At 55.3% G+C, this 20,145-nt stretch carries 18 protein-coding genes and 2 pseudogenes; 10 read left to right on the top strand and 10 right to left on the bottom strand.

Features of this window, described 5'->3' with window-relative positions:
• Nucleotides 1–135: 135 nt before the first annotated feature.
• Nucleotides 136–1,164, bottom strand: coding sequence for a zinc-dependent alcohol dehydrogenase family protein (locus tag AC3WLP_RS26240; protein WP_088512821.1), 1,029 nt, complete (start codon nt 1,162–1,164; stop codon nt 136–138).
• Nucleotides 1,165–1,598: 434 nt separating this feature from the next.
• On the opposite strand from AC3WLP_RS26240, the gene AC3WLP_RS26235 reads away from it, so the two are divergent.
• The 4 genes from AC3WLP_RS26235 (at nt 1,599) to AC3WLP_RS26220 (ending at nt 6,412) form a co-directional block, all read left to right on the top strand.
• Complete coding sequence (locus tag AC3WLP_RS26235; RefSeq protein WP_088512820.1) at nt 1,599–2,441, top strand: IclR family transcriptional regulator; 843 nt, start codon at nt 1,599–1,601, stop codon at nt 2,439–2,441.
• Between the two features lie 450 nt (nt 2,442–2,891).
• On the top strand, nt 2,892–3,680 hold the full coding sequence (locus AC3WLP_RS26230) for an HpcH/HpaI aldolase family protein (RefSeq protein ID WP_088512819.1): 789 nt from the start codon (nt 2,892–2,894) through the stop codon (nt 3,678–3,680).
• A gap of 73 nt (nt 3,681–3,753) precedes the next feature.
• Nucleotides 3,754–4,731, top strand: a complete 978-nt coding sequence (locus AC3WLP_RS26225) for a ketopantoate reductase family protein (protein WP_088512818.1) — start codon at nt 3,754–3,756, stop codon at nt 4,729–4,731.
• Nucleotides 4,732–5,014: 283 nt separating this feature from the next.
• Nucleotides 5,015–6,412 carry an MFS transporter gene (locus AC3WLP_RS26220; protein ID WP_207238224.1) on the top strand — a complete coding sequence of 466 codons (1,398 nt, stop codon included), beginning with the start codon at nt 5,015–5,017 and terminating at the stop codon, nt 6,410–6,412.
• Between the two features lie 145 nt (nt 6,413–6,557).
• Here the strand turns inward: AC3WLP_RS26220 and AC3WLP_RS26215 are convergent, their stop codons facing one another.
• The 3 genes from AC3WLP_RS26215 to AC3WLP_RS26205 form a co-directional block, all read right to left on the bottom strand.
• Nucleotides 6,558–7,340, bottom strand: coding sequence for a carboxymuconolactone decarboxylase family protein (locus AC3WLP_RS26215; RefSeq protein WP_371919721.1), 783 nt, complete (start codon nt 7,338–7,340; stop codon nt 6,558–6,560).
• A gap of 63 nt (nt 7,341–7,403) precedes the next feature.
• The gene (locus tag AC3WLP_RS26210) at nt 7,404–7,502 is read right to left on the bottom strand and encodes a cupin domain-containing protein (protein WP_371919722.1); all 99 of its coding nucleotides are present in this window, start codon (nt 7,500–7,502) and stop codon (nt 7,404–7,406) included.
• A 417-nt stretch (nt 7,503–7,919) separates the two neighbouring features.
• Nucleotides 7,920–8,363 carry a (R)-mandelonitrile lyase gene (locus AC3WLP_RS26205; protein ID WP_088512817.1) on the bottom strand — a complete coding sequence of 148 codons (444 nt, stop codon included), beginning with the start codon at nt 8,361–8,363 and terminating at the stop codon, nt 7,920–7,922.
• A 101-nt stretch (nt 8,364–8,464) separates the two neighbouring features.
• Between AC3WLP_RS26205 and AC3WLP_RS26200 the strand changes: the two genes are divergently transcribed.
• Nucleotides 8,465–9,376 (top strand): LysR family transcriptional regulator, encoded by a 912-nt coding sequence (locus tag AC3WLP_RS26200; protein ID WP_088512816.1) that lies wholly within the window; start codon nt 8,465–8,467, stop codon nt 9,374–9,376.
• Here the strand turns inward: AC3WLP_RS26200 and AC3WLP_RS26195 are convergent.
• Together AC3WLP_RS26195 and AC3WLP_RS26190 are read right to left on the bottom strand one after the other, a co-directional pair.
• Complete coding sequence (locus AC3WLP_RS26195) at nt 9,332–9,655, bottom strand: cyclophilin-like fold protein (RefSeq protein WP_088512815.1); 324 nt, start codon at nt 9,653–9,655, stop codon at nt 9,332–9,334. The genes AC3WLP_RS26200 and AC3WLP_RS26195 overlap by 45 nt on opposite strands.
• Nucleotides 9,656–9,940: 285 nt before the next feature.
• Nucleotides 9,941–10,879: an AraC family transcriptional regulator gene (locus tag AC3WLP_RS26190; RefSeq protein WP_088512814.1), complete on the bottom strand. Its 939-nt coding sequence runs from the start codon at nt 10,877–10,879 to the stop codon at nt 9,941–9,943.
• Nucleotides 10,880–11,101: 222 nt separating this feature from the next.
• On the opposite strand from AC3WLP_RS26190, the gene AC3WLP_RS26185 reads away from it, so the two are divergent.
• Both AC3WLP_RS26185 and AC3WLP_RS26180 read left to right on the top strand, forming a co-directional pair.
• Nucleotides 11,102–12,130, top strand: a complete 1,029-nt coding sequence (locus tag AC3WLP_RS26185) for an alpha/beta hydrolase (RefSeq protein WP_088512813.1) — start codon at nt 11,102–11,104, stop codon at nt 12,128–12,130.
• Between the two features lie 89 nt (nt 12,131–12,219).
• Nucleotides 12,220–13,398, top strand: coding sequence for an MFS transporter (locus tag AC3WLP_RS26180; RefSeq protein WP_088512812.1), 1,179 nt, complete (start codon nt 12,220–12,222; stop codon nt 13,396–13,398).
• Nucleotides 13,399–13,541: 143 nt separating this feature from the next.
• Here the strand turns inward: AC3WLP_RS26180 and AC3WLP_RS26175 are convergent, their stop codons facing one another.
• Nucleotides 13,542–14,993 (bottom strand): NAD-dependent succinate-semialdehyde dehydrogenase, encoded by a 1,452-nt coding sequence (locus tag AC3WLP_RS26175; RefSeq protein WP_305887938.1) that lies wholly within the window; start codon nt 14,991–14,993, stop codon nt 13,542–13,544.
• A 108-nt stretch (nt 14,994–15,101) separates the two neighbouring features.
• The gene (locus tag AC3WLP_RS26170) at nt 15,102–15,941 is read right to left on the bottom strand and encodes a hypothetical protein (protein WP_088512810.1); all 840 of its coding nucleotides are present in this window, start codon (nt 15,939–15,941) and stop codon (nt 15,102–15,104) included.
• Between the two features lie 415 nt (nt 15,942–16,356).
• On the opposite strand from AC3WLP_RS26170, the gene AC3WLP_RS26165 reads away from it, so the two are divergent.
• The 3 genes and pseudogenes from AC3WLP_RS26165 to AC3WLP_RS26155 all read left to right on the top strand — a co-directional run.
• The gene (locus AC3WLP_RS26165) at nt 16,357–17,181 is read left to right on the top strand and encodes an SDR family NAD(P)-dependent oxidoreductase (protein ID WP_088512809.1); all 825 of its coding nucleotides are present in this window, start codon (nt 16,357–16,359) and stop codon (nt 17,179–17,181) included.
• Nucleotides 17,182–17,206: 25 nt separating this feature from the next.
• Entirely contained in the window at nt 17,207–18,655 is a 1,449-nt protein-coding gene (locus AC3WLP_RS26160; RefSeq protein WP_088512808.1) for an aldehyde dehydrogenase family protein, read from the top strand.
• Nucleotides 18,656–18,863: 208 nt separating this feature from the next.
• A pseudogene (locus AC3WLP_RS26155) lies at nt 18,864–19,106 on the top strand (NUDIX domain-containing protein); the annotation flags it as partial.
• Here AC3WLP_RS26155 and AC3WLP_RS26150 read toward each other — a convergent pair.
• Together AC3WLP_RS26150 and AC3WLP_RS26145 are read right to left on the bottom strand one after the other, a co-directional pair.
• Nucleotides 19,037–19,936, bottom strand: coding sequence for a hypothetical protein (locus tag AC3WLP_RS26150; protein WP_207238225.1), 900 nt, complete (start codon nt 19,934–19,936; stop codon nt 19,037–19,039). The pseudogene AC3WLP_RS26155 and the gene AC3WLP_RS26150 sit on opposite strands and share 70 nt — an antisense overlap.
• Nucleotides 19,937–19,939: 3 nt before the next feature.
• Nucleotides 19,940–20,145 (bottom strand): annotated as a pseudogene (locus AC3WLP_RS26145) (hypothetical protein); the annotation flags it as partial.

Below are 20,145 nucleotides of genomic sequence, written 5' to 3'. Positions count from 1 at the left end.
GCTTGAGCCTCAGCGCACAGCGTTACGGTTTGGTTGTCTGCTGACATGATTCGCCTCTTGCACAAGATCTTTTCGTTTGGGCTGGCCTCTGGAGGCGATGCCATCAAGGAATGGCTCGCCTTCAACAGCGAGGCGTTAGTCGAACATGAACACGCCCTTACCAATCTTGCGCTTGTCGAACAGGTCGTAAGCTTCCTCTGCTTGCTCCAAGCGGAACTCGTGGGTGAACAGCGAGTCGACGTCCAGGCCGCGCTCTGCAACGAACAGGGCGCATTCCTCTTGAAGGTTTTTGCTGAAGGTCAGCGAGCCCAGGACAGTCTTTTGCAGGAGAATGATTTCCGAACTATCCAGTTCAAACTTGCCGAATACACCCACCAGGCAGGCTGAGCCCCAGCGGCGGATCGACTCCACTGCGTGCCGGCGAGCTGTTTCATTAGCACTGCATTCAATCGACTTGTCAGCACCTTGGCCGCCGCGAGTCAGGGCGCGTACTGCGGCCACTGGGTCTTCTTCACGCGAGTTGATGACGTAATCAGCGCCAAACTTCTTGGCCATTTCCAGGCGAGATGGCTCAACGTCCAGTGCAATTACGCGCGCACCGAAAGCTTTTGCGAGGAGGGTGCAGCTCAATCCGACCGGGCCTTGCCCATAGATAGCAATGGTATCGTCAGCGCTCAGTCCGACACGCTTGATTGCCCCGAAGGCAGTGCCGCTACCGCAGGAGATGGCTGCACCAGCTTTGAAGGAGAGCTCGTCTGGCAGTTTGATGAGCGTGTGGGCCGGGATCTTCATGAACTCGGCATGACCGCCATCGCCATCCAGTCCGCCGAAAACGGTGCGGTCAGTGGGGCAGAATTGTGTCCAGCCGGAACGGCAGTATTGGCAGGTGCGGCAGCCGTCATAGTGGTGCACCATGACTCGATCGCCGACTTTGGCTTCCTTTGGCGAAACAGCGCTGCCCACCATCTCGACGACGCCACATGGCTCATGGCCCTCGATGACGATCTGAGATTCGCTGCGTTTGGGGCCGTGGAGGTGGTGAAGGTCGCTGCCGCACATGCCAGAGGCTTTCATGCGAATGACGACCTCATCTGGGCCCGGTACCGGGTCTGGGTACTCGCGGATCTCAAGCTTGCCTTCACCCAGAAACACAACTGCTTTCATCGCGTTTTCCTTCAGTCAAAAATTGTTCTTATTCGCAGTATGTGCCGTGAACGGTTGCTAGCATCCTTCCTATGGCACGTCTGTTTTTAATAATACTCACCATTTGGGATTTATCAAACGTTTTTTCGCGGGCGGATGCTGTCCGGGATAGGCAGCAGATTCCACCTTGATAACCGTGATGAAATCGGCTCTATGGCCCGCTTTTACTGGCTTTGGTGGCGGTCTTGGTGGCAGATGAACTACGCATCGGGCCTATGCTGATGATGGCCATTGAGCTTACGTTGACTATAATTTGTGCAAATCCTATATTGCAGCATTAACTACAAAAAAATCGGCTGTTGGGTTATGCCTTGCAGGTCGATTTAGCTTCGGTGACTGAAGGCTGACGGTGCGGTGAAGATCCGAGCGGCTGAGCCGATTTAGAGGGGGTGGCGATGGAGAGTGAAGCGTTGCAAGACGAGAAATTTGAGGTTGAGAATGGCGATCATGGCCGAGATGGAGGAAGCAGTCTTACCAAGATGCTTAGCATCCTCGACCTATTCAGCGAGTCAAAGCCGGCCTGGTCAACAGTTGAGCTCATCGAGGCCCTCGAGACTTCGCGATCTACTGGCTATCGCTATATCAAAGCTCTGCATTCGTCGGGTTTGCTGAGCGCCGCAGGTAACGGTTACTACGTCCTCGGCCCGCGGATCATCGAATTGGATCTACAGATTCGTAACACTGACCCCCTCCTGCAAGCCAGCAAGGGGGTTCTTGAAGAACTGGTCGATACCATTGGCCACTCTTCACTGCTCTGCACGGTATTCCGTGACTCTGTACTGTGCATTCGAGAGCACCGTGCTCCACTCAGTCCAGAAAATAGGTTCTGCAGGGGGCAGAGTCGTCCCCTGTTCAAGGGGGCTGTGTCTAAAGTCATCCTGGCGCATTTCCCGCACCATCGGTTGAAGAGCATTTTCAGCCGGAGCCAGGCTGAAATCATGGAAGCAGGCTTGGGGCAGAACTGGGATGAGTTTCGAAGCGGCCTGAGCAAAATCCGCAAGGATGGTCACCTGGTTACTAAGGGAGAGTTCAATCCCGGCGTCTTTGGGGTAGCGGCCCCGATTTTTAATGACCACAACGCGGTTTTGGGTAGCTTGGGCGTAGCTTGGGATGAGCGCGAGCGCCGAGATGTCGACTTCAAGCGAGCAGTGCTTTCAGTGAAGCGTGCAGCTCGTGAGATCTCGAATCGGCTTGCACAGGCAAACCCACATCTACTCTCCGACTCGCCGTCTCTCTAATCACTTCTGTCGAGTCGGCGAAAGCTGGCATCACCTCTCCCACCTTGGGTCGCTGCGTTTATGCAGCGGCCCGCTAGCGGCTGTCTGTGATTCTTAACGCCGCCCTCCGAGGTTGTTCAGAAAAATTCTGTCAATGTCACAATTAGAGATAATGTGATTGTTTGGTCCGTCTTCAGATCTGACGATCTCATCTTTCAAAAAAATCAACAAAAACAGTTAGATACTCATGAACTTGCATTGGATATGCACCTGTGAAGGTGTTTTTTGCTCGCGCATGCAATTGACTAAATCCCATTATGCGAGATACATTGAATTTGCGCGACGGGTAGCCGTTCTCAGCGGGTTACTGCTACCGGCTAGTCGCGCGCCACGGCCCCTGGGTTACGTACCTCACGACCTAGCCCAGGGTGTTTGTGGCTCTCATCTTCGTTGCTGACGGGAACAAGAAAAATGAATTCAGCAGACAAACGCCTTCGCAATCCTCTGAAGGAAAAGCTCGCCCGCGGCGAACCTGTCTATTCGATGACGGTGCGGCTGGTACGCACAGTCGACATTGCCAGCATTGCTTACACGGCTGGTTTTGACTCGATCTACATCGACATGGAGCACAGCAGTTTCCCTCTGGATGCCGCTGGCCATATCTGCATGGCTTGCATTGGCTTGGGTGTCACACCTTTAGTTCGTGTACCTGGTGTCGACCCGCATTTCATCACGCGTGTGCTGGACGCGGGTGCCATGGGCATTGTTGTACCGAGTGTGCAGTCGGCAGCAGACGCTCAAGCGGTGGTTCGAGCGGCCAAGCATCCGCCGCTTGGGCTTCGCTCAGTCGCCGGTGCGCCACCACAAATGCATTACCGTTCCATGCCGTCAGCAGAGACAACGCGTCAGCTGGACGATGCCAGCTTGATCATTGCGATGATCGAGTCGCCAGAAGGCCTGGCCGCCGTTAACGAAATTGCGGCGGTCGAGGGCATCGACATCCTTCTGGTTGGCGCGAGTGACTTGAGTACCGCGTTGGGCTTGCCAGGGCAAGTCGACCACCCCCAAGTGCAAGAGGCTTTCTTGCGAACCTTGGAGGCCTGCCGTGCGCATAAGAAGGTGCTTGGTGTAGGTGGCCTTGGTAATCATCCTGAGCAGATGAAGAAGCTGCTTGCGATGGGAGCCCAGTATGTCTCAACGGGTAATGACATCACTTTCCTCGTGGCTGCGGCCACTCAAAAACGCATGCAGTTTGCGTGACCCAGTAACGCTTTCTGCTCGTGTTTGACGTGCTCCTGCACGCTCCAGCAGGCTCTTCGAAAGGGTGAGGATTATGAAAGTTTGTGTTTATGGCGCCGGCGCTGTCGGCGGTCACCTGGCAGCGAGATTAGTCAAAGGTGGGGCTGAAGTATCGGTCATTGCCCGCGGTAGTCAGTTGTCTGCAATCCAAGTCGATGGGCTTCGTGTACAGACTCCTGAAGGTTTGCTTCACGTTCATCCATTCGCCAGTGAGTCGGCGACTGATTTAGGGCCGCAAGACGTTGTAATCGTGGCTGTGAAAGCCCCAGCCCTCGAACAAATGGTTCAAGGTATTGCCCCTCTCTTGGGTGACCACACGTTGGTGTTGTTCGCGATGAATGGCATTCCTTGGTGGTTTTTCCACGGCAGCGGCGGGCCGCTGGATGGCACTCAATTGCCACGCATCGATCCCAATGCAGCGCTTTGGAATACGGTGCGTCCAGAGCGGGCGGTTGGGGCCGTGGCCTACACAGCTTGTACGGTTACAGCCCCAGGGCACATCACTGTGCAGAACCCTCAGAATCGTCTGGTGTTCGGCCGTCCCGACGGAGTCGCGGATGAGCGGCTGGAGGCTCTTGCCTCTGTTCTTCGAGATGGCGGTATGGACGCTGAAGTAACTCCGAAAATCCGTGATGCCGTATGGGCCAAGCTCTTGATGAACTTGGTCGGCGGATCGTTGGGCATCCTGACTGGGTCGGCGATGAAGGATGCATTGTGCAACGACGCTGTGGCGGGCTTCGCTCGGAGAATGGCAGAGGAGGGTGCAGCCATCGCGCGGGCGCTGGGTTGTGATCCTGGCGATCCATACGTTGGCTTGCCCAAGCTCTCTGTTTCAAAACACAAGCAAAGCATCCTGCAAGACCTGGAGCTTGGGCGCTCTATGGAGGTCGATGCCATGTTGCAGATGCCGTTGGAGCTTGCTCGCTTAGCAGGTGTTGAAACCCCGAAATTGGATTTCGTGATCGGCTTGGCGGTTCAGCGCGCGAGGGCTGCCGGTCTGTACTCAGGTTGAAAAAAATCGCATGAAGCGAAAGCGCTGCTCGGCTCTGCCGGCGGTGACATAAGTCCTTGTATGTCCAGAAAAGCGGTCGCAGAGATCGCAAGTAAATGCAGTTGAAATCAATCGGCTGCAGCAGGGATGCCGCCCTACACAACAACAACAACAAAAAATCTGGAGAGACGCATGACAATGTATTCTTCTTCCAAACCCCCTTCGCAGCGATGCGCTGCGCAGAGCCGCAATGGACGAAATGAGCTCAGCGAGTTTCAAGTGGTGGTTAGCCTTGGGGGCGTCCATGAAAATCGTTAACGCCGCTGCTCGACTGGATAACCTGCCGATCAGCCGATTCCACCGTCGAGTGATTTGGCTCGTTGGTCTGGGAATGTTCTTCGATTCCTTCGACAACACCCTTGCTGGCTCCGTGTTGGCGTCGTTGCTCCAATCTGGCTATTCCACGCTCGAGCTCAACTCCATGTTCCTGTCGGCAACCTTCATAGGCCTGGCGATTGGTGCGGCACTTGCCGGTTGGATGAGTGATCGATTCGGACGCGGTTTTGCCTTCCAGTTCAACCTGGCGCTATTTGGTATCTTGGCGCTCTGTTGTTCGCTTGCTCCTTCCATGCCGTGGTTGATTGCGATTCGAGGGCTGCAGGGTGTAGGCATGGGGGCTGAGTACGTGATGTGCTATGGCCTGATCACCGAGTTTTTCCCACCTCACAAGCGAGGCCGCTACCTGGGTATGCTCGGTATCTTCGCCGGTGCCGGGGTGTCAATGACGTCGCTGATCAGCATGTGGGTTATTCCCGCTTTCAGCTGGCGTGCAATGTTCATCATTGCTGGTATTGGTACCCTCATCGTCTGGTGGCTACGTCGTTCCTTACCAGAGTCGCCGCGGTGGCTTGAATCCCGCGGTCGCTACGATGAAGCCGAAGCGGTGATGCAGAAGATCGAGACGGAAGCAGGGGTAACTTCGCCGGCACCTGATGCGGTACCGGTAAGTGTCAGTGCAACTCCTGGCTATGCAGCTCCGGCGAAGTGGGTGCCGATCACCGTATTGCTCACCCGAAAGGTCTTCCCACGAACCTTGATGGCGATCATTTTGGCGGTTACATGCCTATTTGGTTCGTACAGCGTAACCGGCTGGATGCCGACCTTCTTTGTCAGCCAAGGCATGACCATCTCGAAGTCTCTGGGCTTCAACGCGGCCATGATGGCAGGTTATGTCGCGGGGCCATTGCTGTGCATGTTCATTGGCGACCGGATTGGTCGGCGTTGGGGCATTGTGATGTTTGGTACCCTTTGCGCGATCATGGCGGGCATCTATCCGTTCATGGCCACGCCGACATTCGTCCTGATTTGTGGTTTCTTCCTGGTGGCAATGGTGGCCTCGTTCTTGGTACTCAGCCTGGGAGCTACGCCAGAGTTCTTCCCTACCGCTTACCGTTTCCGTGGCGGCGGTGTGGCTCAGACCTGCGGTCGACTTGGGCTGATTGTTTCACCGTTCGTCGTGCTTGGACTGTTCAACAATTACGGAATTGGTGGAGTAATTGGTGCTATTTCTGGCATGTACATTTTCGTCACTCTGTTGATGATTTTTGCTGGCAACCTCACCAAGCCAATCCCTGTTGACGCCCCAAAGGATTCAGAGGCAGATGCCAAGGTTGATCACAGCCCTGCCACCGTCATGAAGTGATCGGTATCCAGCTTCTGTAAACGCAAAAACAGGCCTTCGGGCCTGTTTTTCTATTAAGCGAGAAGAAGAGCTACATCCTGCTGCCCTTAGATTTAAGTCGGCTACTTGAGAAGCAAACGCCCTAACAGTCACGATGTAAGGAACGTCAGCGAATGCTCGCTAGGTGGCGCTGTAAGGCTTGCTTCGCTCGGTCTGCTCTTTCAATACCGGCACGTTCGCCTAAGAGTTGGCAAAGCTCCAACAGATGCCGCTCGGTCAATCCAGTATTCATGCTCATTCTCATATGAGCCTGCAATTGAGGCTCGACGCCTGACAGAGCAGAAAGCATGCCGATGGTAGCAAGCTCGCGCGTCTTCCAATCGAGATTGTCGCGCTCGAAGATATCGCCGAAGAGATGGGTTCGCAGATACTCATTTGCGACTGGAGCGAAGTCGAATAGCGGCCCTTGAACGACACTTCCTGCTAACGTGGTTTGGTTCGCTGTCCCAGCAACCAGTAAGTCATCGCCTTTGGGGATCGGCTGGCTAGGCTCCAACCCAGGTTCGTCGTGAATTCCCCGCTGATTTCTCGCTTCCAGAACCTTCATAAGCTCCGTGATGGCGTTGAGACTGCGAGGAAACCCCGCATAGGCATAGAGCTGTATCAGTACCTCTCGCGCGTCACTGATTTTCACGCCGGCACCTAGCCCTTGGTTAAGCGCGGCATTTAGCCCGGACATGTCGCCGGCTGCGGCGAAGGTCGAGATTATGATAATGGCCTGCTGCTGGGGGGTTAACGACTTGAGGTGAGATTTCGACTGATTCATGAGACCGCCTTGTTGATCCAGCGCAGAGTAGGTGAATGCACTCATGGAGAGTCCTAGTGCAAGAACAGCGCTTTGGACGGCAAGCCTTTTCTTACTGCTCGTGCTGGGCGTTGTACTGCTCATCAGTTACTTTCTCCAACCAGTTCACGTTTTTTCCGTCTTTAGTCGCTGTGACAGCTAGGTGGGTCATGCCAGAGTGGGAGGGCAATAAACCACATCTCCAGGGCGAATCAGCTGAACAGGGTCTCCCCATTCTTGAGTCAGGCCCACCCCAGAGGTGACCACGAAGCGCTGTCCCGCTGGATGGGTGTGCCACAGAGTCCTCGCAGCAGGCTCAAAGGTAATCTGCGCCCCAGATGCGCTGATCCCTGAGTCAGATGGCCATACTGGATCAATTCGAACCGACCCAGTAAAGAATTTTTCAGAGCCTGTTATGGAGGCTTGGGAGCCAGCTCGTATAATTTGTTGGCTACGTGATTTACTTTGTTCATCCGACAGAGCTAGAGGTGTTTGAACGGCCCCCAGGCAAAGTGCATTTGTCAGCCAAAAATACTTCACGGCGTTTCCTCTTCGTCAATAAGTCTGGGTGTTGCCCCATCGATTTATGGAGATGTTTCTGATGGTTGGAGCCGAACCTCGGCGCCAGAGGATGCGACCGGCATCTTCCTTGACCTGTGGGCCGCTTATATCTGCCCATAACAATCAGTTTTTTTCGACTGGGCCGTTTAGGTACACTTCATCAGTCACCGGCTCAAGCCAGTCGACCGGCTTACCATCAAGCGATTCGTTAATCGCTACGTGCTGCATTGCTGTCGTATCGGTAGCACCATGCCAATGCCTGCGTCCGCAGTTACACCAGATAAGGTCTCCCGCCCGTATCTCGGTTCTTGGGCCATCTTCGCATTGAGTCCAACCCACGCCATCGGTCACCAGCAGAGTTTGGCCCAATGGGTGGGTGTGCCAATTCGTGCGAGCACCTGGCTCGAAGTTGACGACTGCCACCCCAACCCGTGCAGGCGCAGGGGCCGTGAAAATCCGGTCGATGCAGACGCGACCGGTGAACCACTCGGCTGGGCCGGGGATCGCTTTGCTCGAACCCGCCCTTTGGATTTGCATATCGGCGGTGGTCAAATCGATGTCACTCATCTCAGGCACCTCATTGCGATTGTAGTGACAAGATTCTAGCTTCAGCGCTTTAATATGATAATCCGCAAAATGGTTAAATCGGTTTGAAGTGATACTTAACAATGCTGACAGATAGCTTGGGTGATTTGGTGGTCTTCGTTGCGGTTGCGCGAGAAAAAAATTTCACGCGTGCTGCGGCTTATCTTGGGGTATCACCATCTGCCGTGAGCCAGACTATTCGAGGCCTTGAGGAGCGGCTGGGTGTTCGGCTGTTGACACGTACCACCCGCAGCGTCACCCGCACTGAAGCCGGAGAGAAGCTGCTGCAAGAAATTTCTCCGCTCTTGGATCAGATCGAGAATCATCTTGGAGCTTTGGCTGATTATCGGCAGCGACCTTCCGGGACGGTGCGCATAACGGCTGATGAATTTGCAGCCCGCCAGGTGATTTGGCCGCGACTTAAAACGGTGTTTGATGAATTCCCCGAGATAACGGTCGAATTGATTACTGACTACGGCTTGACCGATATCGTCGCCGAGCGTTTCGATGCCGGCGTCAGATTGGGGGGGATAATCGATGCAGATATGGTTGCCGTCCCGATTGGCCCTCCGATGCGAATGGTGACTGTCGCCTCACCCGATTACCTTGAGAGGTATGGTGCGCCCACGCAACCAGAAGATCTGACTGGTCACCGTTGCATTAATCTGCGGCTGCCCTCCCATGGAGGACTCTATCCATGGGAATTCACCCGTGACGGTAGCGAGTTTCGGGTTAGGGTCAAGGGCCCACTGATCATGAACAGTGTGATGCAAATCCTGGATGCTTCTTTGGCCGGGATAGGACTGGCTCAATTACCCAATGAGTTAGTGCAAGCGCACCTTACTCAACAAGCGCTTAGTGAGGTCTTAGGGGCATGGTCTGAAAGCTTCCCTGGCTATCACCTATATTATCCAACGCGTCGGCAGCAAACCGCTGCGTTCAAGGTTGTGCTAGAGGCTCTGCGGCATCGCCCGGGTAAACTCAATCTGGACTGATCTTCGACCCAGCACTTTAGCAAGCTCATCTGGATCTCTAAGGCGTCCAATCCGGGTATAGGAGTAGCTGGTCTGGAATGTCTTGTAGAAGATAACTAAGGTCTTCGACCCATAAAGCATGACATCGCCTCTGTTGATCGTATCTACGTTAGAAACGCTTATCGGCAAGGGTGATTGAAGATCAGCATATTTTTCATTGCTGTTGAGGTCAGCCATGTTGAGTGTAAGGGGCAGCATTTCGGCAAAAGCTCGAGCAGCTTCTGAATCATCCAGAATCATCCAGAATCATCGCGAATTGTCTATCACCCACCGACATCCATATATCAGGGTTCTCTTGATCTACAGTTATGGAAGGTCTGCTGCTCGGGAGGGTGTCCGCGGCAACGGCTGGAAGTGTGCTGGCCATCGCAAGTGTTCCCAACCCATACACTAGCGCAAGGATCTTTAGGCCAAGATTGCACTGACTGACTGCAAGAGGATGTGAAAGGGATAGCATTCTTCGGATGATCATCGGTGAGTCCATGTTCAACTACTCATTTGGATATTATCCAACAGGTTACGGCATCACCGTCCGTTGCTCTCCGGCCGATTAGCGCTTTGCCGTAACTCAGCGATATCACGTTTCGGAGGGATTCCGAACTGCCTCCCATACTCGCGACTGAACTGCGATGGGCTCTCATAACCCACTTTAAAACCAGCCGTAGCAGCATCCAGGTTTTCGTTGAGCATCAATCGCTTCGCCTCGTTCAACCTCAGCCACTTTTGGTACTGCAGAGGGCTCATCGCTGTGAGTTGCCGGAAGTGTTGATGGAAGGTCGAGAGTCCCATCTGAACCTGCGATGCCAATTCCTCTACACGTAGCGGCGCGGCGTAGTTGAGCTTCATCCAGTCGATAGCCTTTGCAATACGGTGCCCCTTGCTGCCCACCGAAGCGATGCTCCGGAGTAGCGGTGCTTGATCACTTAACAGAAGTCGATAATGAATTTCTCGCTGGATCAGCGGGCCCAGCACTGGTATCGCATCGGGCTCCTCTAGTAACTCAATCAACCGTCTGAAACCCTCCATCAGCTTGGGGCTGAGGGTGCCGACGCCAGCGCTTCCATTTACAGGCTGGTTGCTGACAGGCAGACGGCCATCCTGGGCGATTAGCTCGGCGAGCATTCGTAAGTCGAGCTTTAACACGAGCCCGAGGCACGGTTCGGCCTCGCTGGCAGTTGTCACAGCTGACGTGGCCGGGATGTTCAGAGAGGTGACCAGAAATCGCGACGTGTCATAGGGATATGCATCGCTCCCAATCACCAATTCCTTTGCCCCTTGTACAACCAGGACGATGCTTGGCTCCACGATGCAGGTAACTAGAGGGGCCGGCTCGTTGCGCCTGTAGACGCTGAGATTCCCGATCGGGGTTCCGAAGTCTCCTGTGGTGGGCGCATGGGCGCTGATGATCCTGCATAGCGAGGATGATGCGGTAGCGGGGGCAGTTATTGGCATTGGGCTGGTCATGAGGCTGGTCTCAGTGATCTTGCAAAAAACTCTACGCCTCACAGATCGCAGGTGTCCATGCATGACCAGCAGTAGCTAGAGAATTAGGCAAGGAAACTATCCATTTGCTCTACTGATGTTCCGGCCTGCGCGAGGATGATGTGTTCCAGAAGAGATCTCTGAGCAACATTGCTGCCAGAGCTCTCTCACTTCACATCACTCCGAGTAGAAAGGTAAACGTCCATGAAGCATCTGATTACAGCGATGACCCTAATGGCCGGCTCAATAGGTGCCGAAGCCGCTGACATGTCGCATGGGGCTAACAATTTCTACAGGAGCGAGCAGGTTTCTTTTGAACGGGTCACATTCAAAAATCAGTTCCAGATGACTACCGTCGGCAACCTGTTCCTTCCTAAAAAACAGGACGTCAACGCAAAGCATCCCGCCATCATCGTCGGGCACCCTATGGGGGCGGTGAAGGAGCAGAGCTCGAACCTCTATGCTCAGAAACTGGCGGAGCAGGGCTTTGTGACCCTTGCGATTGACCTTTCATTTTGGGGCGAAAGCGACGGTCGACCTCGAAACCTGGTGTCACCGGACATTTATGCAGAGGACTTCAGTGCTGCTGTTGATTATTTAGGTTCACAAGGCTTTGTTGATCGCAATCGAATTGGTGTTCTGGGCATCTGTGGGAGCGGCAGTTTTGCCATCAGCGCGGCGAAGATCGACCCTCGCTTGAAAGCCATTGCCACGGTCAGCATGTATGACATGGGCGGCGCGAACCGGAATGGTCTGAAGCATGCCGTGACGGTTGAGCAGAGGAAGCAAGCCATTGCAGAGGCTGCCGCTCAGCGAGATGTCGAGTTCGCAGGAGGGGAAACTAAGTACACCAGTGGCACGGTCGATCAGTTGACTGAAAGCTCCAATGCCATTGAGCGTGAGTTTTATGATTTCTATCGTACTCCCCGTGGTCAGTTCACGCCGGAAGGTCAGTCACCTCTGCTGACGACCCATCCAACGCTGACTAGCAATGTCAGGTTCATGAATTTCTATCCCTTCAATGACATTGAGACCATCTCCCCGCGCCCGATGCTGTTCATCGCCGGCGAGGGTGCCCACTCTCGTGAATTCAGCGATGAAGCGTATCGTCTGGCAGGTCAACCAAAAGAGCTGGTAATCGTTCCAGATGCTGGACATGTCGACCTGTATGACCGCGTCGACTTGATTCCCTTCGGCAAGCTGACGTCGTTCTTCCAGGCCAATCTCAAATAGTCCCCCCTGTAGATAGCGACTGACCAGGTTCGGCATCCAGCTGAGCCTGGTGCGTTCGCTTGAAGATCTCACGCAACTCGAGAATTTTTATGAGCAGCACTGCTTTACCAGCCCAGCGGATCACCCGGCAAATATGGGGTGCCGTACTTGCGATGTCGCTCTGCGCTTTCGCTTTGGTGGCCTCAGAGTTTCTTCCAGCGAGCCTGCTCACTCCGATAGCCACCGACATGTCACTGACCGAAGGTCAGGCTGGCCAGGCGATTTCAATTTCGGGCTTTTTCGCCGTAGTCTCTAGCCTTCTCCTGGCGTCGATGACTCGAGGGATTGATCGCAAGCCTGTCCTACTGGCAACGACGGCGTTGATGCTAGTTTCAGGCGGTCTGGTGGCCTTCGCACCTAATTACACAGTCCTCATGGTTGGGCGGGCGGTGCTTGGTATTGCGATTGGCGGTTACTGGTCGATGTCCACTGCAGTGATGATGCGAATTGCGCCCGAAGAGCTCGTGCCAAAAGCGATTGCTGTTATGCAAGGAGGTACGGCTTTAGCAACGGCCGTTGCTGCACCAGTCGGCAGTTATTTGGGGGGCGTTATTGGCTGGAGAGGCGCATTCTTCTGTGTGGTGCCTCTCGCGGTTCTCGCTTTGATTTGGCAAGCGTTCACTTTGCCAAGCATGCCGAGTGAGCGTTCCTCGGGCTCCGCTGCCGGCTCATTGCGCCTCCTGGGCAACGTGAAGGTTGCTCTAGGGATGGCGGCGGTGGCATTCCTGTTCATGGGGCAGTTCACTCTGTTCACCTACCTTAGACCCTTCCTGGAGGCTGTAACTCACGTAGATGTGCCGACGCTCTCGATACTTCTACTGATCATTGGCGTTGCCGGGCTGGTGGGAACGATGACGGTCGGCTCTCTTGTTGGCCGGCATCTTCATCGAGTCCTTTTGAGCATCCCTTTGATTATGGCCGTGATCGCCTTCTCGGTGATTGCCGCTGGTTCGTGGCTTGTACCTACTGCAGTGCTTTTGGGGGGATGGGGTTTGGTCTCTACCTGTGCGCCAGTGGGGTGGTTCACCTGGCTCGCAAAAGCGCTGCCTGAGGATGCAGAGGCGGGTGGTGGTCTGATGGTGGCTGTGATTCAGCTCGCGATTACAGTTGGCGCAACTGCGGGTGGATTGCTCTATGACGGAGTTGGGTATCAGGCAACGTTCGTGGCCAGCGCAGTGTTCCTCTTGAGCGCGGCTCTGCTGACAATGTTGGTAGCCCGTAGGCGCTGAGTGCGTCACCAACCTCTAGCTCAGGTTTCACTCATAAAAAAGCGCCCTGATGCATGTGTATGCAGCAAGGCGCTTTGTTTTACTTTCGATGACCTTCGATCTCACATGGCGGCCGTGATCGACCGCCTGTTTGGCATTCAGGGTTACATCCCACCGATTGCCATGTACTTCATTTCCAAGTACTCATCGATGCCGTGTCGGCTGCCTTCACGACCGAGGCCGCTCTCCTTCACGCCGCCGAAGGGCACTTCAGGAGTCGAGATCAGTCCCTCATTGACGCCGATGATGCCGTACTCAAGCGCCTCGCTAACCCGGAAGATTCGACCCACATCTCGGGTGTAGAAATAACTGGCCAGGCCGAACGGGGTGTCATTGGCGAGCTGCACCGCTTCTTGCTCAGTCTTGAAGCGGAAGAGTGGTGCCACCGGGCCGAAGGTTTCTTCACGGAAGATAAGCGCATCCACGGAAACGTTGGCCAAAATTGTTGGTTGGTAAAAATTCCCGCCCAGGCTGTGGCGTGCTCCGCCCGTTACGACGAACGCCCCTTTGCCCACGGCATCTTCGATATGCTCTTCGACCTTGAGAACGGCCGCTTCGTTGATCAGGGGGCCTTGGGTGGCACCAGGCGTCATGCCATCTGCAACCTTCAGAGCATTGACTGCGGCTTTGAGTTTTTCAGTGAAGCTGTCGTAGACGCCGTCTTGAACCAGAATCCGGTTGGCACATACACACGTCTGGCCGGTATTGCGGAATTTGGAAGCAAGGACACCCTTCACGGCTTCATCTAGGTCGGCATCATCGAAGACGATGAATGGTGCGTTGCCGCCAAGCTCCATGGACGTTTTCTTAATGGTCTGGGCGCATTGCGCGAGCAGAGTACGACCCACTTCCGTTGAACCGGTGAACGAGACCTTACGGACGATTGGGTTGTCGGTCAGCTCCTTGCCGGTAGCGTTCGATGGGCCAGTGATTACGTTGCACACGCCTTTAGGCATGCCTGCACGCTCCGCCAGTACGGCGATTGCCAAAGCGGAGAGGGGAGTTTGGCTGGCAGGGCGGATTACGCCGGTGCAGCCCGCTGCCCAACCTGGGCCTGCTTTACGAGTGATCATCGCAGATGGGAAGTTCCATGGCGTGATCGCAGCAAATACGCCAATTGGTTCTTTGGTCACCAGAACGCGGCGTCCTGCTGTATGAGGGGGCATGGTTTCGCCATAGACCCGACGACCTTCTTCAGCGAACCACTCAAGGAAACCGGCCGCGTAGTCGATCTCACCTTTGGATTCCGCCAACGGCTTGCCCTGTTCGGCAGTCATAATCGCTGCCAGGTCGTCACGATTCTCCACCATCAATTGGCCGATTTTGCGAATGATCGCACCGCGATCTTTAGCCACCATCGAGCGCCATTGAGGAAGTGCTGCGTTGGCAGCTTCAATGGCACGACGCGTTTCAGCCACGCCCATGGCAGGAATTGTCGCCACCAGCGCTCCGGTCGCGGGGTTACGCACCTGCAGAACAGCGCCATCGTCTGCTCCTACCCACTCACCGTTAATGTAGTTCTGTTGACGCAACAGAGAAGGGTCTTTTAGCTCGATTGTTCTTGTAGGTTCTGGCATTGGATTCAGTCCTTCAGGGAGACGAGATGGTGAAAGCAGATGCATTGATGGCAGCAAGGGGCGGTGATGAACCCGCCCCAGTGCAGTTCAGAATTTCGGAAGCACAAAGCAGAGGAACTCGGTCGGCTCTAGAGCTCGGATCGCAATAGGGCCTTCGTTCGCGAGGAACTCAAAGGCGGTAGCCGGGCCATATTCTTGATCGCCAACCGCAACACGGCCTTTGGCAAGGAACAATATTTCGATCGATGGATGCTCCCCCGCACCGTAGGCCGCATTCTCATCAAGGCGGACGAAAGCAATACGGGCGTTTCGCTCAGTGAACGATCCAAGCCACTTGACAGCTACACCTTCAGAACCTTGATCAACCCAGTCGTAAGCCGCTGGGTTCATTGCGATCACGTCTTCATAACGTGGAGTTGCAAACTCCAGCTTGCGGCCAGTGGCATGTTCGAAGCACGCCGCAGAACCATCGATGGTTTGCTCCTCGCCGTTGGCATCGGTGTAGATGTACTTGCCTTTGCTGAAGCGCCCCTTCTCGTTGAGAACGGCGTTAGTCGCTTCGCGTTGGGCAACACTGAGGTAGCCGAAGCCGCTTGCTCCTCCGAACTGCAGAACCAGGGTTTCGAGCCCTTCGCTACGGTCTTGGGGGCCGTAATGGACGCTCTCTGGGAAATACCCAACCCAGCCTTCCTGAAGAACCTTGCCTTCGGCGTAAGGCAGCGAGCCTTTGATGATGTAGCGAACCTGATCGAAATTGTGGCGATGCCTTGGAGTCCGCCAACCGCCTTCACCGGCACGCCCCATATTCAGGTCGTAATTGTTGGGCGATCCGTCCTCACCAAATAGCAAATGTTTCTGGGCAAGCACGCCCTCACGCATCGTGCCGACCAGTTCGCTATCGGTGTCTGAAGCTTTCGAAACCCGCATTTTTATTCCCTCATCGGTTTAGTCGGGTGATACCAGTTATGCAGTGGCCAGTGGCTCGGCATGACTGCTGCCAACCCAGCTCGTCCTCGCCCAGGCGGCGTACTATGCTGCATAAATCAACGTTATCTCTCATAGTGGGATATTGTCAATCTGATGAGGGGCTGGTTGAGGGTTGCCGCTGAGCGTCATAGACGAACGGATTGATAGCCTTTATGGCTAGATTTTCAGCCATTCTGTTGGGCTGGAGGTGTGCCGAGATGGGAGAGGGATGAGCCTCGATATCACTTGATTGATCATAAATTACAAAAATCCCGCCAATTGACACTGTGTTGTTGTGGTGATAATAATTTGCCCAAGCAGCCGTAGCTCGCTCGGCAGGTTTGTGATCCTCCAATAACAAAATCCAGGAACCAAAATGACTGATCAAACCGTAACCCATGCTCCTCATGATTCCGGTGTCCCGGCTTCTGCGCGTTGCTTCAGCGTCGACGGGCGTGTCGTCCTCATTACCGGTGCCGGCCAGGGCATTGGTCGTGAGTTGGCTCGTCAATACGGCGCGGCGGGTGCTATCGCCGTGGTCGCGGATTTGAATGCTGAAAAGGCCGAATCCGTAGCGGGCGAAATTCAGGAAGCAGGCGGGCAAGCATTGGCCGTTCGTGTCGACGTAGGTGACCAGGCCTCAGTGGATGCAATGGTTGCCCGCGTGATTGAGGCATATGGTCGTGTCGATGTGCTCATCAACAACGCATCGGTTTTCGCCGCCATCGAAAAGCGCCCATTCGATCAAATCCCTCTCGAGCAATGGGAACTGGTCATGCGCGTCAACGTAACTGGCACGTTCCTCTGTGTTCGCGCAGTAGCCAAATCGATGAAGGAAGCGGGCTTCGGTCGCATCATCAACATCTCCTCGGATGCGGTGCCGCGGGGCACTGTCAACTACCTGCACTACGTCACCTCGAAGTCCGCCATCATTGGGATGACCAACTCTCTGGCTCGTGAGCTTGGGCCCTACGGCATCACCGTTAACTGCATCCGGCCGGGCATGGTGGCTACTGAAGTCGAGCGCACCGTCAACCCGACCCTTGAGCTGCGTGAGCGTACCGCCAATATGCAATGCATCCCGCGCGGCATGATGCCAACTGACCTGGTAGGGATTTTGATGTTCCTGGCTACTCCGGCTGCGGCCTTTATCACTGGCCAAACCATCGCGTGCGATGGTGGCTACACCCACAGCAGCTGATAGCGAGCAGAGAGAGGTCAGTGCAATGCAGCGTTACGAGAAGTTTTACATTGACGGAGAGTGGGTGACCCCGCTTAACCCGAGCTACATCGATCTCATCAACCCAGCGACTGAGGCTCCGTTCGCGAGCATCGCGATGGGGGGAGTTGACGACGTAAACAAGGCGGTTGCAGCTGCGCGTAAGGCGTTTGAAACCTTTTCGCTAACCAGCGCAGATGAGCGTATCGCAATGATCGACAGGATCATCAAAGTCTACGAATCGCGTATTGATGAGTTCGCAGCTGCGATCGCTCAAGAGGTTGGGATACCAGTCAGTTCGCGCGCTCAAGTCATGGGGCCGGTCGGTCACATGAAGGTTGCCCGCGACCTGCTGAAAAGCTATGCCTTTGAATCGAGGGTTGGTGCAACTATCGTTCGCCGCGAGCCTATCGGAGTTTGCGCACTGATATCGCCATGGAACTGGCCGATCCAAACGAAAGTCATCAAGGTGATTTATGCCCTGGCGGCTGGATGTACTGTTGTCTCCAAACCTAGCGTGAATTCGCCGATCAGCGCCATTCTGCTCGCAGAAGTGCTTCATGAAGCCGGTGTGCCGAAGGGCGTTTTCAACCTGCTCAACGGGCCTGGTCGCGTCATTGGTGAGGCCATGTCCAGCCATCCTGATGTCGACATGGTTTCGTTTACTGGGTCTACAGGTGCCGGCAGTCAGGTAGGGCAAGCAGCAGCACGCACTATTAAGCGCGTGTGTCTGGAGCTGGGTGGGAAGTCTGCCAACATCGTTCTCAAAGACGCAGACCTGGAGAAGGCGGCTCGCTGGAACATCCAGCGCTGCTTCTTCAATACTGGGCAATCGTGTCACGCTCCGAGTCGTATGTTGGTGCATGAGTCACAGATTGATCAGGTCATTCCATTCCTTCAAGACGAAGTGAGCAAGTACCGCATCGGTGACCCTCAAAATCCTGAGACGACCATGGGGCCAATCGTGAGCAGAGCTCAATTCGATAGCATCCAGCGTCACATCCAATCGGGTATTGATGAAGGCGCTCGCCTGGTCTCGGGTGGGGTAGGGCGGCCGGAAGGCTTCGACGCAGGTTTCTATACCAAGCCGACTGTCTTTGTAGATGTAGCGCCCGCCATGACCATAGCTCGGGAGGAAATCTTCGGCCCAGTGCTGGCAGTGATCCCATATTCCACTGAAACCGAAGCCCTGGAAATTGCCAACGACTCGCCTTATGGCTTGGGTGGTTACGTTTTCAGCAGGGATAGCGACCGGGGTTACGAATTCGCCAAAGGCCTGCGAGCGGGCCGTATCTCATTCAATGGTGCGGAAACGAACTCAGTCACGCCGATGGGGGGGTACAAGCAATCTGGTGTTGGCCGCTCGATGGGTGTGCTGGGCTTGGAGGAGTATATGGAAGCCAAGTCCGTTTACGGCTTTGAGGCCAAAGCAGATCTCCTGGCTGAGCGACGTTAAAGGTTTTCGCCTGCAAGGGCGCCAGCAACATGGATGTCGCTGGCTTTTTCATTGAGGGCGCTGAAGATGGGGCTGTGCCCATCAGGGTTGAACGAGTCGTCATAAAGGTGAGTCTTCAGGGAACAAGTCTCTACACGCTACAACGAGACGGATATGAACCTAATGACGAGACAAGAAATCGCGAAAAGCCAAGTTTAGGGCCAGGGCAACGATAATTTGTCTTCGAAGCGGTAGAGTTCTTCTGGTTCGTAAAAAAAGCGGAAAGTGGAATTTCCCAGGCGGTGCTATCGAGCCGGGAGAGTCCCCAGTCGCAGCCGCTCGTAGGGAACTCCAGGAGGAGACGTCGATTGAAGGCCACGGTTTGCTTCCTCTCTGCACCGTTCAGGTGGGGTTGTTGGTGTGCATGAGTCGCAGATTGATCGGGTCATTCCATTCCTTCAAGACGAAGTGAGTAAGTGTCGATGTTGGCGAAGAACGCCGTGTGGGCCGCCCGGTCGGGAAACGATGCTTGGGCAATACTGGCCTGCTGGAAGTACAGGAAGGTCGAGGTGACCGAGTACAGCAGGATGAACAGCGCCAATCCGCCCAGATAGGGCGAACGCAGGGTGTGGACCATGCCCGCGAAGATGCCGCCACCCAGCGGCTGATCCAAGTTGTTGTCGCGGCATACGGCGTGCTGGAATGCCGGCGCGAGGCGAGCACCGCCAATTCCAGGAACACGATGGCGATCGCCATCAGCCAGGAGCGGTCCAAGTGCGCGATCAAGCTGGATGTGATGTCCGAACCCAGCAGACCGCCCAGCGTAGCGCCGGCCGCGAACAGCCCGAAGAGCCGCTTGCCCTGCTCGCTGTCGAAGAGATCCACCATGAAGGACCAGAACACCGAGACGACGAACAGGTTGAAGACCGAGACCCAGATGAAGAAGGCGCGTCCGATCCACACCTGCACATCGGGTTCGGCGAAATGTAGCAGCAGTGCGAACAGCACCAGGTTCGCGGCGAAGAAGCGATAGGCCAAGGCGATGAACTGCCGGCGCGGAAGATTGCGCACTGCCAGCGCGAACAAGGGGCTGGCCACCAGCATGGCCAACAGCGTGCCGGTGAACAGCCACGGCAGGTTTTGCACGCCACCGGCCACGCCCAGCTCGTCGCGGATCGGGCGCAGCACGTAGTACGCCAGGAACAGCGCGATGACGTAGAGCATCGACCACAGCACGGCGGGGGCTTCTTCCGGGCGCACGCCAGTCAGGCGCTGCCACCGGGGCGAGATGGCGAAATGCACTCTCTATTTCTCCTTAGCGCCAGCCGCGAGCTGGGGCTGTGTATTCCCTGCGGTGTTCCCCCACCAGGCCGTGAACGACTGCGCACAGCCGTCCAGGTACACCGCCTGTCCGATCTCCGGTGTCCACAGCGAGTAGCCATGGCCTCGGCTGGCGGCGACCATGCGCTTGAACGGGTCGTCCCAGTCATGGGGGGCGATGGAGAAACGGC

The organism is Pseudomonas sp. FW305-E2 (genome assembly GCF_058782925.1).
The sequence above is the reverse complement of the archived record's forward strand: the minus strand, read 5'-3'. Positions and strand labels throughout refer to the sequence as shown.

Coding starts and splice junctions, on each gene's coding strand:
- AC3WLP_RS26240 (WP_088512821.1), bottom strand. CDS start 1,164: ATGAAAGCAGTTGTGTTTCTGGGTGAAGGCAAGCTTGAGATCCGCGAG.
- AC3WLP_RS26235 (WP_088512820.1), top strand. CDS start 1,599: ATGGAGAGTGAAGCGTTGCAAGACGAGAAATTTGAGGTTGAGAATGGC.
- AC3WLP_RS26230 (WP_088512819.1), top strand. CDS start 2,892: ATGAATTCAGCAGACAAACGCCTTCGCAATCCTCTGAAGGAAAAGCTC.
- AC3WLP_RS26225 (WP_088512818.1), top strand. CDS start 3,754: ATGAAAGTTTGTGTTTATGGCGCCGGCGCTGTCGGCGGTCACCTGGCA.
- AC3WLP_RS26220 (WP_207238224.1), top strand. CDS start 5,015: ATGAAAATCGTTAACGCCGCTGCTCGACTGGATAACCTGCCGATCAGC.
- AC3WLP_RS26215 (WP_371919721.1), bottom strand. CDS start 7,340: ATGAGCAGTACAACGCCCAGCACGAGCAGTAAGAAAAGGCTTGCCGTC.
- AC3WLP_RS26205 (WP_088512817.1), bottom strand. CDS start 8,363: ATGAGTGACATCGATTTGACCACCGCCGATATGCAAATCCAAAGGGCG.
- AC3WLP_RS26200 (WP_088512816.1), top strand. CDS start 8,465: ATGCTGACAGATAGCTTGGGTGATTTGGTGGTCTTCGTTGCGGTTGCG.
- AC3WLP_RS26195 (WP_088512815.1), bottom strand. CDS start 9,655: ATGATTCTGGATGATTCAGAAGCTGCTCGAGCTTTTGCCGAAATGCTG.
- AC3WLP_RS26190 (WP_088512814.1), bottom strand. CDS start 10,879: ATGACCAGCCCAATGCCAATAACTGCCCCCGCTACCGCATCATCCTCG.
- AC3WLP_RS26185 (WP_088512813.1), top strand. CDS start 11,102: ATGAAGCATCTGATTACAGCGATGACCCTAATGGCCGGCTCAATAGGT.
- AC3WLP_RS26180 (WP_088512812.1), top strand. CDS start 12,220: ATGAGCAGCACTGCTTTACCAGCCCAGCGGATCACCCGGCAAATATGG.
- AC3WLP_RS26170 (WP_088512810.1), bottom strand. CDS start 15,941: ATGCGGGTTTCGAAAGCTTCAGACACCGATAGCGAACTGGTCGGCACG.
- AC3WLP_RS26165 (WP_088512809.1), top strand. CDS start 16,357: ATGACTGATCAAACCGTAACCCATGCTCCTCATGATTCCGGTGTCCCG.
- AC3WLP_RS26160 (WP_088512808.1), top strand. CDS start 17,207: ATGCAGCGTTACGAGAAGTTTTACATTGACGGAGAGTGGGTGACCCCG.